Raw genomic sequence first — 13,286 nt, forward strand, 5'->3', positions numbered from 1 at the left:
TTATCCCTGATGCTGTTTTGACACGGGTTGAGAGGGCTGCACTTCGGGGAAGGCGGTCAGACGGATGATGCCGTCCACATATTTCACGTTGAGCCGGTAGGCTTTATGCACATCGGGGATGTCTAACTTCAGGCTGCCGTTAGAGGTGCTGGCAGAGAGCGTGCCGCTGACGATGACGTCACCGGTCGCGGGGTCGAACGCCTCATCCTCGATGCGAAACACCGTGGAAATGCCGTTCTTCTTGATGTAATCCGCCTCGACGGCCAGCGCTTTTTTCAGCTCAGAGCGGGCTTCGGGCGGCACCCAGCGCAGCAGCGCGGCGTGCTGACTGTCAACGGTGTCAGGCGTCACGCTCAGGCGTAAGTTAACAAACGAGCGCACCAGCATGTTGTTGAGGTTGGCATCCCCCTGCGACGCGTCGGAGGTGAATGACCGGTCAAATAACATCGGGGTGGTGATGGTTTTTTGCGTGGTCGCAAAATGCCAGGCCATTGCACCGGTGATGCAGGTGCCCACCAGGCTCAGAGCAAGGAGCGAACCGAGTGACGCCAGAGCCAGCATCGTCACCCGGTTTCGCGTTTCTTTCACTTGATACTTCATCGTTTCTTCCTTCGGGCAGGGAAAAGGCGCCACCCGAAAGTGGCGCACACGTTACTGCATCCAGTGACGGTTGCCTGAATCAGGCACCCGCCTGAACTGCACCCGGAAAAGCACCGTTGGCAGATACCAGTAAAGAAGGTTTAAGAGCCACCATGAGCCCTGGCCTTTTTTAAGGTGTCGGATAAGCAGCCACAGAACGGCACCCACGCACAGCATCACGATAAAAATGTCGCAGAAGAACCCCGTCACCCCACAGGCTAAAAGCACAAAGGCTTCCTCGGGTGGCAGTCCGGCAACGCGTTTTTGCTGATTGAGAGTTTCCGGGAATCGATATTTCAACGAGTCCTGGTCCATAGGAGGAATTAATTGATGAGGGCGAAGAAAGCGCGGGTGATAAGGATGAGCATAATAAGGCCGGCGAATACCATCGGGTTACGGGTTTTAATAAAACCGGTCACCGAGACAATAATTTCCGCCACGTATAACACCCACTCCACCGTCGAGCCGTGACCAAAAGTATCATTGGCATCCGCTTTTTGGGTGGCCATTAAATCCGTTGCGTGAACCAGGTGAGGGGAAATAACGACCGCAAGGGCCAGGGCAAAGAAAATAAGATTTCGCCGGGCGGCGGGAGACTGCGAAATAACGGGTTTAATACGGTGAGAATAAAAAGCACTAAAGAAAAATGGGAGGTTGCCGATAACCCCCTTCTGGAGATTATTTCCCCCTTCAGGCAAAGCTACCGCTACCCCCTCCGGCATGCCGGAATCGGTCATCACTGATTTCATTATAAAAAACCTCGATTTAAGTAATAAAAATGTCAGCGTGCGTAAACAGACGTAACGCCCGCCTATCTTACATTGAGTCAAAAAAAAAAAAACTGTGATGCATATCACAGTTTTTTCAATTTCTAAGATATTTCTTATCGTTCACCGGTAGTAGGCTCACACTCTCATTTCCTGTGTTATTTCAGTCAGGCACAAAAATATGAAAGTAAAAGAGAAGATATACGAACGGCGCGGCCGTCCGAGAAAATATACGATGGGCGAAGTGCGCTACCGCGTACTCTGGGCGCCTGAAAATCTGCTACTGGAGTTGCGCATTGCCGCCCGCGTTCGCGGGGTAAGCATGAACGATGAGGTGGTAGGCCGGCTGATTCAGTCGCTGGATTTCACCCCGAAAAAACCCATTATTAAAACCGAGGAGGGAGAGCGATTATTAGCCCTGGCCCGTTTGTTTGATGAGTTTATTCAGGCGCACCTGGATATGCTGCGGGAAAAATATGCCCAGGAAGCAACGGTGGTGGATGATAAGCGGCAGTTTGTGGCCGGTAAAATGCGCCGCTTCAGCAGCAGTTTTCCGGTGAATTTAAAAAAGGACATGGAAATCAGCGCGCGGTTTAATCAGCGCAGTATGAATCAGGAAATTGTTCAGCGCCTGTTAGGGTCACTCAATTATTTTACTGAGCAGCAGTTGCCCGAAAATGAGGAAATAAAACGACTGCGTGCGCTGGCGATGCTGTTCGATGAATTCATTGTGTCGAAGGTGGCGGTGGCGGAGAACCCGTTAACGAATAAGGAAAATAACGAAATGGGATCTTAGTTATCCTGACAAGCTATGCCGGGCAGCCAGCCCGGCATAAACTTCATTCTTCTGCGATAAAATGTTTTGATTCTGCCCGGTCTTCGGCGGCGCTCATACCGGAGAGGTTTCTGTCGAGCAGTTCCTCCAGTTTTTCATTCCCGCCCTCACCGCGAAGCTGCAAATACATTTCAGACATCATGGCCATCATAATGCTGATGCCTTCGCGGCTGCCGGAAACTTTACGCATTAAATCCCGGTTAAACCCTTCCTGGTCAAAGCTATTTCCTTCTCCCTGGTGTTTTTTCACCATCAGCCCGATGTTAACCAGTTCATTGACCACGGAGGAAAAGTTAACCTCGCCGTGCGTGGCACCGTTTTGCAGCTCAATTTGCACCAGCTCCAGCACTTCCCTTTCGGTTTTTTCTTTGAAATAAATATTGCGTCTGGCCATCTCTTTTTCCTGTGTGTCCGGCGGGGGTTTATTGCCGGTGATATTCGCGTTATTTCCCGAGGTATTAGGCAACCGCATGGGTGAGATAAAGCGAAAGGTGTTATTCTGTTGGTGGCGATTATTCTGCCGAAACTCAGTGTGTGTCAATACGGCACTGTAAATTAACCTCGTCCGGTTTGGTTTGAGTGTGTTAATCCGGCACCGTGGAAGAATTTCATGTGTGTCAATCAGGCACTGCGTGCCGCTTTGGGGTGTGTTAATCCAGCACTACGCCGTATTTCGATGTGTGTTAATCAGGCACTATGCCGAAAATAATGGTGTGTGGATTAAGCACCACACTCCATTTTGAACTATTTAATTTATTGATTTAAAACAAAACACATCATTACCACACCATACGGTGCTGGTTAGAGTGCCGAATTAACACACCATCAGGCACTGTAAGCACACACAATATGGCACTGCACTAACACACCATTCAGCACTGCAAAGTGTACTAATTAGCACACACTTTCCGGGATGCTTGTAAAATTACATTAAAAACCACGGTTAACATCATGAATTACAACAATAAAACCGCAAGATGGAATCTTGCGTGGGGTGTGATGTAAGTTGTAAGAAAAAGCGGCCTGGTGAAATATCCCTATTCTGTTGATTTATTTAATTCCGTGGTGACATCAGAAGGCGTTCGCAGAGCGCCATGTGCGCGTCTGTAACTAATTATCTTGCATCGGGAAAGGCGAAAGCGTATTTTCGCCAGAAATCACGCCGCGCTTATCCGGCGCATTCCTGGGGAATATAAAATAATGAAATGGTGTGCTCTGCTCACGTTGGCGGCGGTTTTTTCCGCCCAGGCCAGCCCGGAAATGTGTTTTAACAAGGCGGGACGCGATTATGGTATTGATCCGCTTTTACTGACCGCAATTTCAATAAAAGAGTCGCGGCTCAGAATGGACGCCATTAATGACCGTAACCGTAATAAAACAGAAGATGTCTGCGGCATGCAGGTTAACAGTTCACATTATGCGGCGCTGCGAAAATTTGATATTACCCGTGAACGGTTACTGAAAGAACCCTGTACCTGTATTTACACCGGCGCCTGGGTACTCGCGCACAATTTCCGGGCTTACGGTAAAAACTGGAACAGCGTCGGGATGTATAACACCGGTCCGTCACCGAAGCTCATCGTGCAGCGACGGGCATACGCAACCGCTATTAAAAATATATATCGCATCCTGCTGGCCACACAAATGATTCAAAATAAACAAATCATCCAGCGTGGCGAAAATCCGCTTCTGGCCAGGTCAACGGCATCAGCCAATACAGACACAAAAGCAAACAATTAATAATGTAACCACGAGGCGTGCGTATACGTTTTCTGATTTTATGGCACGGGAAGGGAAATTATTCGGGGGGAGTATAGGGTAATGATGGGAAATATCCGGCGCTTTTCGATTGCGCCGGACAGATAAACCGCTACCATTCAAAAACATCATACCCGCCAAGAGTATCAGCGTCCGGATCAAAACAGATCATCCCGATTTGATGTTGTTTGCGCATACAAAACACCAACTTCCTAACGGGCTTTGAAATCCCCATTTCTTTTAATTTCAATACCGGATACCGGTATTCACGCAGCATTAAAAGATAGCCATAGCCGGTGTCAAATACCCAGGGGAATTTTTCGTTGACGTACTGCGATAAAATTTCCCCATCGCCCGGCGTTATATGTGCCGTGCTGCATGTCATGCCATGAATCTTTTCCATACTGTTGACCTTATGCGCAGGGAGAGCGAATACTCTCCCTAATGTAAATGCAAAATGTTACGCCTTCATTTTTTTAAACTGCTCGGCAATCATCCACAGTGCCCGGTTTAATTTCACGTCGCCGTCAATACCGTTAATCGCGCGCGTCGTGGTGCGTTTTCCTTTTTCATTGCGGCCGATTAATCCCCCCCGGATCATATTTTCCTGCACCCGCTGAAAGGTCACCCACAAATCATTTTGGCGGTCTTCGGCGCGGCGCGGCATTAATACACTCGCCGGGGTAACGGGGATTTTTTTATCGTCTTCCCCGTAGCGATACATGAGCGCCGCCTGAGCAAACAGGTCTTGTTCATCCCGGTTGAGGGGGATGTCTTTCATGATGTTCATGTGCTCATCGACCTTGTCAAAAATGCCGAGCACCTCATACGCCCCCTCAATAACCTGCCCGGTCACATCGCCTTTGTGGGGGACACGCACCTCGCCAAAGTCCTCACCGCACACCATGCCGTTCGAACAAACAAAGCGGAAAATTCCCGGCAGCATCTGATAACTGCTGCTGCCGTCGTGTGAATTGAGCAGGATTATTTCCGGCACTTCGCTGCCGGTAATTTGGCGCTCGCGGCGCAGCCGCAGCATGTGTTTGGTATGGCCTTTCCGGGCTTCATCCCGCACGCGGGTTTGACAGGCAAAGAACGGCTGGAAGCCTTCTTTGCGCAGGCTGTCGAGCAGCTGAATGGTCGGAATATAGGTATAACGGTCACTGCGGGAGCCGTGTTTTTCTTCAGAAAACACGCTCGGGACGACGCTGGCCAGCTCGTCATTGGTCAGCGGACGGTCGCGGCGGATCTGATTTTTGGAACCAAAATGGGAAGCTAAACGCATAATGATATCCTCGATGTTTGTGATGATGCTAAGTCAGTGATGGCGTGATACAGGAAACACCGGGCGGTAAGTTTCGCCGCCCGATGACAATGGCTAGTCCTCTTCAAACAATTCATTTCGCAGGTCGCAGTAGGCGTTTGCACTGCGTACCAGCGCCGCGTCCGTCAGCGTCAGGCCCTGTTTTTCCGCCGCCTGTACAAAGGCCGGATGGTCTTTTTCCGGCAGGCGTTTGAGGTACGCCATTGCGCTGAAGATCAGGTTGTATTCATAGATTTCGGCGTGCAGGCCGCAGCCCTGATGGGCTTTTTCACTCAGGCGGGAAATGACCGCATCGGCGCGGATCACATCGAAGGGATGCGTTGACGAAATATCAGTGATAAAGCCGTCCATGCGCAGCGTCGTGGTTTTCGCCCCCCATCTTTCGGAAGATTCAGGAGCGGCGGTCTTGACGTTTTGTGTGTGCATTCTTCAGGTCCCCTTCAGGTTAAATGTCATCTCTCGGTGAGTTCTTTCGCGGCAAAGGGCGAAGTAGCGACGACGCACGGGGGAACGCAAGGGCGCCGCAGGCGTGCATTTCACCCTTGCGTTAACCTGGGCGGCGGTGCTACACCCAGCCCTCCGCGTAAGGGCTGACCGCGAGAGGGATAACCGCACCCGGCAGAATGCACACACCCGACGGCGAGGAACGAGGCGGCGACCTTAGCGGCCGGTTTACCGGCCAGTGTCCGTGCGGCGGCGCAGCCGCCTGCGGGGGTTGACCCTTGCCGTTGCCATCGGACCGTAGCCGACAGGCCGGAAACCCGCAGGGGTTCCGCGAAGCTTACCGGCCAAGCCGGTTAGCGAAGTCGGGCAGACGACTGACCAGCCTGCTGGTCATGAGCCGAAGGGGGCCATGTTCTGGCCGTGGTAGTTTGTTGTGAAAAAGAAAGACCGGCCATCGATGACCAGGAAGAGAAAGAGGAGTGAAAGCCTGGAGAGGAAGAGACGGAAAGGAATGAGAGAGACAAGCCCCCGACACATACCGGAGAAGAGGGGCGGCGCAGCCGCCCCGTCACTCTGCATTGGGCGGGCGACGCCCGCCGGGGCATTTGACAGGGCGGAACAAAAATCCAGGGGCAGAGCGTGATCCGCCCCACCCCTCTCATCAGCACACCCTGATTTCGGGGTTATAGATGACTTTGTAATCGGTGTGTCTGTCGCCTTTATGGAAGACGTCCAGCCGGACAACATTGTTCGCCTCGTGGTTCATGACCATCACCTGTTCAACGGCAACATGCAGCACCTGCCCCTCAGTCAGCGGAAACCAAAGATTGGCATCAGCACCCGACAGCGTCGGATGTGAGACAAAATGAAAGCCGGTGCCGGTGTCAAGCTCGGCTACGATCAGCATAACGTGGGGACGCACGGACGTCCTACACTCGATATCGCAGAAGCTGTCAGTCATGGTGTGCCCCTTCATGGCTTGATGCGTGTCGCCATACTCGCGCGCACAAACAGTATGTTTACTCATGATGTTTTACCCGTTTCACACACCGCCGCCATCAGGGAAAATTCACCGCCATCAATGCTCACCGCCAGATCGGCGACACGGGTAGTCAGCAGTTCCAGCATCTCAGGTTCAACGTTCAGAACTTCCAACATTGCCCCCTCAATGCCTGTCGCTTCATCCATTGCGACAAACAGCTCCCCGATGTCATCCCAATGCTCGAGATCAAACCCTTCGGCATAGGCAATAGTGCGTTTTGTCCCCACGTAAGACGGTTTTTCAGCGGTCAGAAAAATGCCTTCCTCGCCGACCAACAACAACGCGCCGCCGTTCGTTTTCAGATCCATCATGACCGGCTTGAGCGTTTCCGCTCTGAACATCAGTTGCTTACTCATCCTATCCCCCAAAAAACCATTGAATTGCCGCCCCGCAGGGCGGCAAGGTCATCAGGCATAAGCCCGTTTCAGTTCCAGTGTGCGCAGTACTTGCCCGAGTTCACTGGCTCGCATTGCGGGCACCCTGACGGACTGGCGTTTGCGCTGACATTTGGCGATGTGACGCCCCAGCGCCTTAAACGGCACGGTGATGTCCTGACTTTTCAGCGGTTCGCGCACAAGGCGCGGATGCTTTTTTGCCGTCTCAGACTTTACAAACGGCATGGGGGATGCAATTATCTGTGCTTCAGTATTCATGGCATGAACTCCAATCGAGTATTGATAGCCGGTCTGGCTTTTGCGGGACAAACCGGCATGACAAGGCAGACGAAAGTCTGCTTTTTTCATTCCTACACTACGGTTTCTTTGCTTAACACCTCCTTAATACGTCGCACTATTTCGGCATGGCTCAGGGTGCATTCATCGCATAGCTGGAAATACCGGCCTTCGACTTTCGCGTAAATGTCCGTCACGCTGCCGCACATCATTTCGGCAAACTTGAATGATTCGCTGTCCCGATCACCCTGCCAGTCCAGCGGCGGTAACGTCCCCAGCACGTCCATATATCTGTGCAGGTCGATTTCCACCGGCGCGGTCACATACGATCTTGCCCGTGCCTCCCAGTAAGCGGCCTCCGCGCCTGCGCTCCATTCGAACCGGTTTTTACCCGCTTCGCAGGTGATGATGTCAGGTGTGTACATGGTTTTTCGCCTCGATGTTGAAGGCGGGACAATCCCGCCGTCGGCTGTTATTCCTGCTCTGCCGCAATCTCTGCCATTAATTCGCAATAGGCGTTTTGAGCCTTTTCCTCTGCCGCCCACGTCAGCACGATCCCTCTGCGGTCTGCCGTGCCGATAAAGACCGGACGGTCTTTCATCGGCAGACGGGAAAGATGATCTAACGCACTGCCGATCAGGCGGGATTCGTAAATCTCGTAATGCAACCCGCACCCTGCATGAGCCTGCTTTTCCAGACGGGAAATCACGACGTCCGCGCGGATCACGTCAAACGGATGGGACGACGAAATATCAGTAATGAAGCCGTCCATGCGCAGCGTCGTGGTTTTCGCCCCCCATCTTTCGGAAGATTCAGGAGCGGCGGTCTTGACGTTTTGTGTGTGCATTCTTCAGGTCCCCTTCAGGTTAAATGTCATCTCTCGGTGAGTTCTTTCGCGGCAAAGGGCGAAGTAGCGACGACGCACGGGGGAACGCAAGGGCGCCGCAGGCGTGCATTTCACCCTTGCGTTAACCTGGGCGGCGGTGCTACACCCAGCCCTCCGCGTAAGGGCTGACCGCGAGAGGGATAACCGCACCCGGCAGAATGCACACACCCGACGGCGAGGAACGAGGCGGCGACCTTAGCGGCCGGTTTACCGGCCAGTGTCCGTGCGGCGGCGCAGCCGCCTGCGGGGGTTGACGTGGCCGTTGCCATCGGACCGTAGCCGACAGGCCGGAAACCCGCAGGGGTTCCGCGAAGCTTACCGGCCAAGCCGGTTAGCGAAGTCGGGCAGACGACTGACCAGCCTGCTGGTCATGAGCCGAAGGGGGCCATGCTGTGGCCGTGGTGGTTTGTGGGAATGAGAAATCACCGGCCATCAATGACCAGGAGGAGGAAGAGGAGTGAAAGCCTGGAGAGGAAGAGACGGAAAGGAATGAGAGAGACAAGCCCCCGACACATACCGGAGAAGAGGGGCGGCGCAGCCGCCCCCTGTCTCAGGGACTGGCGGGCATAGCCCGCTGGGGGATTTAGGGCGCGATGCTAAAAAACCGTATGCTGCAAACCAGCAGGATACGGGGATTTCTTTAAAGGGCTGCGAGCGTGCCCAGAGTTTGGGGGTCTTTCTCAACCATGCGGATCAGGAGCAAAGCTTGTTTGTTTGGCTTCGCCCTGCCCTGCTCCCAGTTCTGATAAGTCGTGATGCCGGTATGCAGGTAATCTGCAAAAACGGCCTGAGAGAGGCGCAATTTTTCGCGGACTGCCTTCAACTCTTCCGGCGACATCGAGATATTTTTTTTCTGCGAAACAGTATGCGTCTTCAGCGTGATCTTGCCCGCGTTAAAGTCGCTCCAGTCCTGCATGCCTTGCTTTAATTCTTCAAACAGGCTGCGGTCACTCATAACGTGCCTCCTTGTTTCAGTCGTTCCAACATCTTACGCAAGATGTCCTGTTCATCACGGCTTAAGTCGTCTTTCTGGTCTTTATCATAGACTGCGAAGAGCAGAAAATGAGACCTTTCAAGCCACCAGTAATAAATAACCCTTAAGCCCCCACGTTTTCCCTTACCCCTTCGGGCGTCTGCAAACCTGATTTTTCTCAGGCCACCGGTGTGAGGGATGACGTCGCCGCAGGTTGGGTTCTTAAGCAACATCTGCTGAAATTCTTTAAATTGATCATCAGATAAGTAATCAGCGCGTTTTGCTTCGAAAACGCTTAATTCAACAAAAACACCATCCATCGCTTTCGTCTCCCTTCAACTTGGGGATATTTTACCCCCAAGTTGGGCATAATTCCATCCCGATTTTATAATTAATCCGCTAATGCTCTTCCGGCTTTCAGATGGTTGATCTTTCGCAATGCCAGTAACGTCATCAGTTCGCACTCAGCAAGCGTCTCAGCGTCATGTAAAGCCTGCGTGCCCGCAAAATCTGCCGAATCAGCAATGCGGGAATACAGCGAAAATGCATGCACACGGTCAGGTTCTGATACGCTGTCTTCAAACGTGAATGTTTCAACATACTCGCCATCATCATAAATAGGCGCGATCTCCAGCTCGATGGCGTGAATATGGTCACTCCCTAACACCCCGCCTGTCTGGCAGTTCCAGCCAACAGCAGGATCGGCGGCCAAATCATCGATAACCTCCTGTAAAAATGGCAATTTCTCAACGGTTTTAAGCAGGTTTTGCAGGTACTGTGCCGCATGGTTGCTGTAATACGCCACGTCCACGACGCCAATAGGTTCAACATTCATCGCGTTCACTGTCCGGCCTCCGGTAACAACATGCGGTCGAGGACATAGGTAAAATGGTCAAAATAATCACAGGCTATCACCGGTCGTCCGTTAACAAACCAGACCAGAATCCACGAAAGAGTTTCTTCGCACCTGTACATCTCGGCCTGTGCGCCCGCCGGTAAAAGTCTCGGCTCGAATTTTTGTAAGAATGCCCCGTAGCAGAGGATGTGATTCACCAGATCGCCAAGCTGCGCGGGAGTAAAGGTTGCGGCCCCCGCAGCGGGGGCCTTAGCGCTGATATTTTGGTCAGAATTTACCGGTGTATTCATGATTAATTCCCCGCCGTCTGCTTTTTCACGCCGTAGTTTTTGATATAACGGTTAAGCCAAAATCCTGCACCGGCCTCGAAATTCCACCCACGCCACACCATCTCACCCTCCTTACGCACGACGAGACGAAATTCCTTCCCGGTATCGTCTTCAATCGCCACGTTGCTGTACTGAGACGCGACGGCGGTTGCCTGTTCGCGGGTAAACTCACCCTCCTCCGGTAATACACATTCCTGATCGCACATAAGCCTTTCCTTTTTGTTTGGGTTACACACATCACCCGTTGAGTTTCTCTTGTCGCGGTTTTGACGTTTGCGGGAACCGGCTGTTTGGTCCCTTCTGGTATGCCATCACCCGTTTGAGACCCCTCGCCGCAAGGGCGTAAACGACACCGGCTGACGAAGATGACCAAGGCGAGCGGATAATTTTTAGAGGACTAACGTAGTGGCCGAGAAAAATTCTCAGTGAGTGTATTTACCCTGGACAGCGAGGAGGACTGTGTCGGTATCAGCCCAGGCGAAGGGACTTAAACGGAAAGAGGGTGCCGGAGTCCCAATGAGCGGGGATCCGCCGCAACGCCGGAGCGCGACAGCGAAACGGGGGGGCGCCGAAAAGTGCCGGCGGAACTCTCGCCGGTACGGTTAGCGCGCTGGCGTGAGCCAGCTGCAGGTGTTGACGTGCTCCATCAGACACTAGCCGTCAGGCCCGAAACCGCCCAGCGGGTTCGCGGAGACGGGCCGGTGCGCAGCAGCTGCCGGGCGGAGTGTGGCTCGACGATTGACCAGCCCGCTGGTCATGAGCCGAAGGTGGCCGGGGTAGGATTTTGGATCATGTCTTTCATCCGCATCGAGAAAATCGGAAAACGAAAAACAGGCACCGAAACCGCATGCAAAATACTGGCGATCACCGAATGATATGACCAGCCGACGGCAGGACTTTGTTTTTCTGCCAATCGATTATAGCGATAGCGGAGACGCGCGACGCCGAAGGCGCAGAGCGGTCTGCTATCGCCAGGCGAAGCCTGAAAGGGGTTTTCGCGCGATAACAGGCGGCTCCCCGCCCGTTTCTTACCGCTTACTTATTGAGTTTTTTGATCCCAGCCTGCTGAATAAAGGCACCGCCGAGATAGACCGCGTTCTGACATTTCAGATAAAAACAAATATCGTCCAGAATCTGTGTCGTATTGCGCGAAGACAATCCGGCTTCGCGGCGGCTCGCGTTAATCAACAATTTATAGTGCTGCAGCGTTTCGCGGGTATCAGGTGTCAGTTTCATTTTATATCCTTACGGCAGGGGGAACCCTGCCGGTGAGTGTGTCATTCAGAAAATACGTAGCCGTTCACTAAAACCAGCCCGTTCATGAACATGTCGCGCCCATACGCTTCATAATCGAAATAACTCTGCAATGAGTCCGGCATATCACTGAGTAAGCCGGTTTCATCGACAAAATTGCGCGCGTAGTCTTCCTCACTTTCTGCCTCCCCCTGATACGCTTCCTGAAACGCGTCATAATCACAGGCGTTAAAATATTCCGCCCATTCCACAAATGCCTCCCCCTGCCCCTCCTCTTTCGCCTGCCGGTAGGCATCTATAAACGCCCAGTTCACATGACTTTCGGACGCCAGTCCGGACGGGATCCCTTCCCAGTCCTGAAACATCAGCTCCGGGTCTTCTTCATCGGCGTGCAGCTCGCTGCATGCCGCCAAAAAGTCTTGCTCGTCATCAAACTCGGTCAGATCGAACCATTTGCCGGCGATGCTTCCGCAGTTGTATTTGTGGTACGTACCGACGTACACGGCTGGGGTGGTAGTGCTCATATGCATTTCTCCGCTGGTTGAGGGATCACAGTTCCGGCTAACGCCGTGCCGACACGACAGACGGGCGGAAAGCGGAGGATGCAGGGGCGCTACCGGAGGCCGCAGCGCAAACGAAGGAAGGAGGCTGGCTGGCTGGACGGCGGGCGAGTGAATATTGAACGAGCACGCGACGGGAAGACCGCCGAGTGTATGAGTGCGAACGGGTGAGGAAGCGGCGAAGCGAACCCTTGCAGCCGCAGCGGCCCGTCTACAGTGAAGGCACGGCGTTAGCCGTCGCAGCACGGGGCTGCCAGATACCGTTTTTTAGTGGGTTACAGACCTGCAAGGGCTGTAACCCTGAAAAAGCGGAGTTACACGACATCCTTATCTGTAACCCCAAAACTCCCCCGCCGTCGCCGGTGGGGAAGCGCTTTATTCTTTGGCCAGCTCGGCGGCGTAACGGAGAGAGTCCCAGTTGTAGCCAATATTGGCATCGTGATGTTCGGTGGCAATCTCCATTGCCCGGCGAATTTCCCCGGGCGTTAGCGTTTCATCCACCTCAAGAAAGTCTTCATCAAGCCAGAATGTCCCGCAACACAGTGTGTCCGCAGGATATGCCGACAGCCTGGACATAAAGGCTTCGACCGTTACCTCCCGATGACTGTAGTTGTTCACCGCCGGCGTGAAAATTTCGCCCGCCACGGCATACCAGCTCCAATCCTGCTGATCTGGACAGGGACAGGTGACATCCTGGACGCTGATGCCCGGCACCTTTTGCAATGCCGTCGCGATCTCATCCAGGGTAATGTGATCACCGCTATCATCTTCACTGCCCAGATAGTAGCCATCCAGGTACAACGCCATCTCGCCGTTATCGAGAACCACTTTTGTGAGTTTGTGCATCAGAATGTCTCCGCTTCAACGGCACCATTGCCGTGCCGCCACTAAAGACCGGCGAAGAGTGGAAGATGCAGGGGCGGAACGCAGGCCACAGCGCAGACGTTA

23 protein-coding genes are annotated in these 13,286 nt (G+C 53.2%); 3 read left to right on the top strand and 20 right to left on the bottom strand.

Translation table 11 applies throughout. The features are described from left to right. The 3 genes from LC431_RS19880 to LC431_RS19890 are packed head-to-tail and all read right to left on the bottom strand — an operon-like array spanning position 1 to position 1,388. On the bottom strand, positions 1-600 hold the full coding sequence (locus LC431_RS19880; protein WP_223510229.1) for a type IV conjugative transfer system protein TraE: 600 nt from the start codon (positions 598-600) through the stop codon (positions 1-3). Positions 601-651: 51 nt separating this feature from the next. Further along, positions 652-954: a type IV conjugative transfer system protein TraL gene (gene traL, locus LC431_RS19885; RefSeq protein WP_037035618.1), complete on the bottom strand. Its 303-nt coding sequence runs from the start codon at positions 952-954 to the stop codon at positions 652-654. 8 nt (positions 955-962) lie between these two features. Further along, on the bottom strand, positions 963-1,388 hold the full coding sequence (locus tag LC431_RS19890) for a type IV conjugative transfer system pilin TraA (protein WP_223510230.1): 426 nt from the start codon (positions 1,386-1,388) through the stop codon (positions 963-965). A 199-nt stretch (positions 1,389-1,587) separates the two neighbouring features. Here LC431_RS19890 and LC431_RS19895 point away from each other — a divergent pair, with 199 nt between their 5' ends. Further along, on the top strand, positions 1,588-2,202 hold the full coding sequence (locus LC431_RS19895; RefSeq protein WP_223510231.1) for an Arc family DNA-binding protein: 615 nt from the start codon (positions 1,588-1,590) through the stop codon (positions 2,200-2,202). A gap of 43 nt (positions 2,203-2,245) precedes the next feature. Here the strand turns inward: LC431_RS19895 and LC431_RS19900 are convergent, their stop codons facing one another. Continuing rightward, entirely contained in the window at positions 2,246-2,635 is a 390-nt protein-coding gene (locus LC431_RS19900; protein ID WP_223510232.1) for a relaxosome protein TraM, read from the bottom strand. 806 nt (positions 2,636-3,441) lie between these two features. Between LC431_RS19900 and LC431_RS19905 the strand changes: the two genes are divergently transcribed. Further along, complete coding sequence (locus tag LC431_RS19905; protein WP_223510233.1) at positions 3,442-3,981, top strand: lytic transglycosylase domain-containing protein; 540 nt, start codon at positions 3,442-3,444, stop codon at positions 3,979-3,981. A gap of 130 nt (positions 3,982-4,111) precedes the next feature. Here LC431_RS19905 and LC431_RS19910 read toward each other — a convergent pair whose 3' ends face one another. The 13 genes from LC431_RS19910 to LC431_RS19970 form a co-directional block, all read right to left on the bottom strand. After that, positions 4,112-4,402, bottom strand: coding sequence for a DUF5983 family protein (locus LC431_RS19910; protein WP_223510234.1), 291 nt, complete (start codon positions 4,400-4,402; stop codon positions 4,112-4,114). 57 nt (positions 4,403-4,459) lie between these two features. Then, on the bottom strand, positions 4,460-5,284 hold the full coding sequence (locus tag LC431_RS19915; protein ID WP_223510235.1) for a DUF932 domain-containing protein: 825 nt from the start codon (positions 5,282-5,284) through the stop codon (positions 4,460-4,462). Positions 5,285-5,377: 93 nt separating this feature from the next. After that, positions 5,378-5,749 (bottom strand): hypothetical protein, encoded by a 372-nt coding sequence (locus LC431_RS19920; protein WP_223510236.1) that lies wholly within the window; start codon positions 5,747-5,749, stop codon positions 5,378-5,380. Between the two features lie 679 nt (positions 5,750-6,428). Then, on the bottom strand, positions 6,429-6,794 hold the full coding sequence (locus tag LC431_RS19925; RefSeq protein WP_223510237.1) for a hypothetical protein: 366 nt from the start codon (positions 6,792-6,794) through the stop codon (positions 6,429-6,431). Beyond that, on the bottom strand, positions 6,791-7,165 hold the full coding sequence (locus LC431_RS19930) for a hypothetical protein (protein ID WP_223510238.1): 375 nt from the start codon (positions 7,163-7,165) through the stop codon (positions 6,791-6,793). The genes LC431_RS19925 and LC431_RS19930 overlap by 4 nt, the downstream gene beginning before the upstream one ends. A gap of 51 nt (positions 7,166-7,216) precedes the next feature. After that, the gene (locus LC431_RS19935) at positions 7,217-7,552 is read right to left on the bottom strand and encodes a hypothetical protein (RefSeq protein WP_223510239.1); all 336 of its coding nucleotides are present in this window, start codon (positions 7,550-7,552) and stop codon (positions 7,217-7,219) included. A 2-nt stretch (positions 7,553-7,554) separates the two neighbouring features. Further along, positions 7,555-7,905 (bottom strand): hypothetical protein, encoded by a 351-nt coding sequence (locus LC431_RS19940; RefSeq protein WP_223510240.1) that lies wholly within the window; start codon positions 7,903-7,905, stop codon positions 7,555-7,557. 47 nt (positions 7,906-7,952) lie between these two features. Then, a complete protein-coding gene (locus tag LC431_RS19945) occupies positions 7,953-8,327 on the bottom strand; it encodes a hypothetical protein (protein ID WP_223510241.1) in 375 nt (124 codons plus the stop codon). A 679-nt stretch (positions 8,328-9,006) separates the two neighbouring features. After that, positions 9,007-9,321, bottom strand: coding sequence for a DNA-binding transcriptional regulator (locus LC431_RS19950; protein ID WP_217147317.1), 315 nt, complete (start codon positions 9,319-9,321; stop codon positions 9,007-9,009). Further along, positions 9,318-9,659 carry a type II toxin-antitoxin system RelE/ParE family toxin gene (locus tag LC431_RS19955; protein WP_217147316.1) on the bottom strand — a complete coding sequence of 114 codons (342 nt, stop codon included), beginning with the start codon at positions 9,657-9,659 and terminating at the stop codon, positions 9,318-9,320. Before LC431_RS19955 ends, LC431_RS19950 begins: the two co-directional genes overlap by 4 nt. Positions 9,660-9,730: 71 nt before the next feature. Then, the gene (locus LC431_RS19960; protein ID WP_223510282.1) at positions 9,731-10,174 is read right to left on the bottom strand and encodes a hypothetical protein; all 444 of its coding nucleotides are present in this window, start codon (positions 10,172-10,174) and stop codon (positions 9,731-9,733) included. 5 nt (positions 10,175-10,179) lie between these two features. Further along, positions 10,180-10,485 (bottom strand): hypothetical protein, encoded by a 306-nt coding sequence (locus LC431_RS19965; RefSeq protein ID WP_223510242.1) that lies wholly within the window; start codon positions 10,483-10,485, stop codon positions 10,180-10,182. Between the two features lie 2 nt (positions 10,486-10,487). Beyond that, the gene (locus LC431_RS19970; RefSeq protein WP_223510243.1) at positions 10,488-10,730 is read right to left on the bottom strand and encodes a DUF905 domain-containing protein; all 243 of its coding nucleotides are present in this window, start codon (positions 10,728-10,730) and stop codon (positions 10,488-10,490) included. A gap of 432 nt (positions 10,731-11,162) precedes the next feature. Between LC431_RS19970 and LC431_RS19975 the strand changes: the two genes are divergently transcribed. Beyond that, positions 11,163-11,399 carry a hypothetical protein gene (locus tag LC431_RS19975; protein WP_223510244.1) on the top strand — a complete coding sequence of 79 codons (237 nt, stop codon included), beginning with the start codon at positions 11,163-11,165 and terminating at the stop codon, positions 11,397-11,399. Between the two features lie 160 nt (positions 11,400-11,559). Here LC431_RS19975 and LC431_RS19980 read toward each other — a convergent pair whose 3' ends face one another. From LC431_RS19980 to LC431_RS19990, 3 genes are all read right to left on the bottom strand, one after another. Beyond that, positions 11,560-11,760 carry a hypothetical protein gene (locus LC431_RS19980; RefSeq protein ID WP_223510245.1) on the bottom strand — a complete coding sequence of 67 codons (201 nt, stop codon included), beginning with the start codon at positions 11,758-11,760 and terminating at the stop codon, positions 11,560-11,562. Between the two features lie 41 nt (positions 11,761-11,801). Continuing rightward, a complete protein-coding gene (locus LC431_RS19985; protein ID WP_041689224.1) occupies positions 11,802-12,308 on the bottom strand; it encodes an antirestriction protein ArdA in 507 nt (168 codons plus the stop codon). A 405-nt stretch (positions 12,309-12,713) separates the two neighbouring features. Continuing rightward, positions 12,714-13,184 carry a hypothetical protein gene (locus LC431_RS19990; RefSeq protein WP_223510246.1) on the bottom strand — a complete coding sequence of 157 codons (471 nt, stop codon included), beginning with the start codon at positions 13,182-13,184 and terminating at the stop codon, positions 12,714-12,716. Positions 13,185-13,286 lie beyond the last annotated feature (102 nt).

Source organism: Rahnella sp. GSA61A, assembly GCF_019969905.1.
Classification (GTDB): domain Bacteria; phylum Pseudomonadota; class Gammaproteobacteria; order Enterobacterales; family Enterobacteriaceae; genus Rahnella; species Rahnella aceris.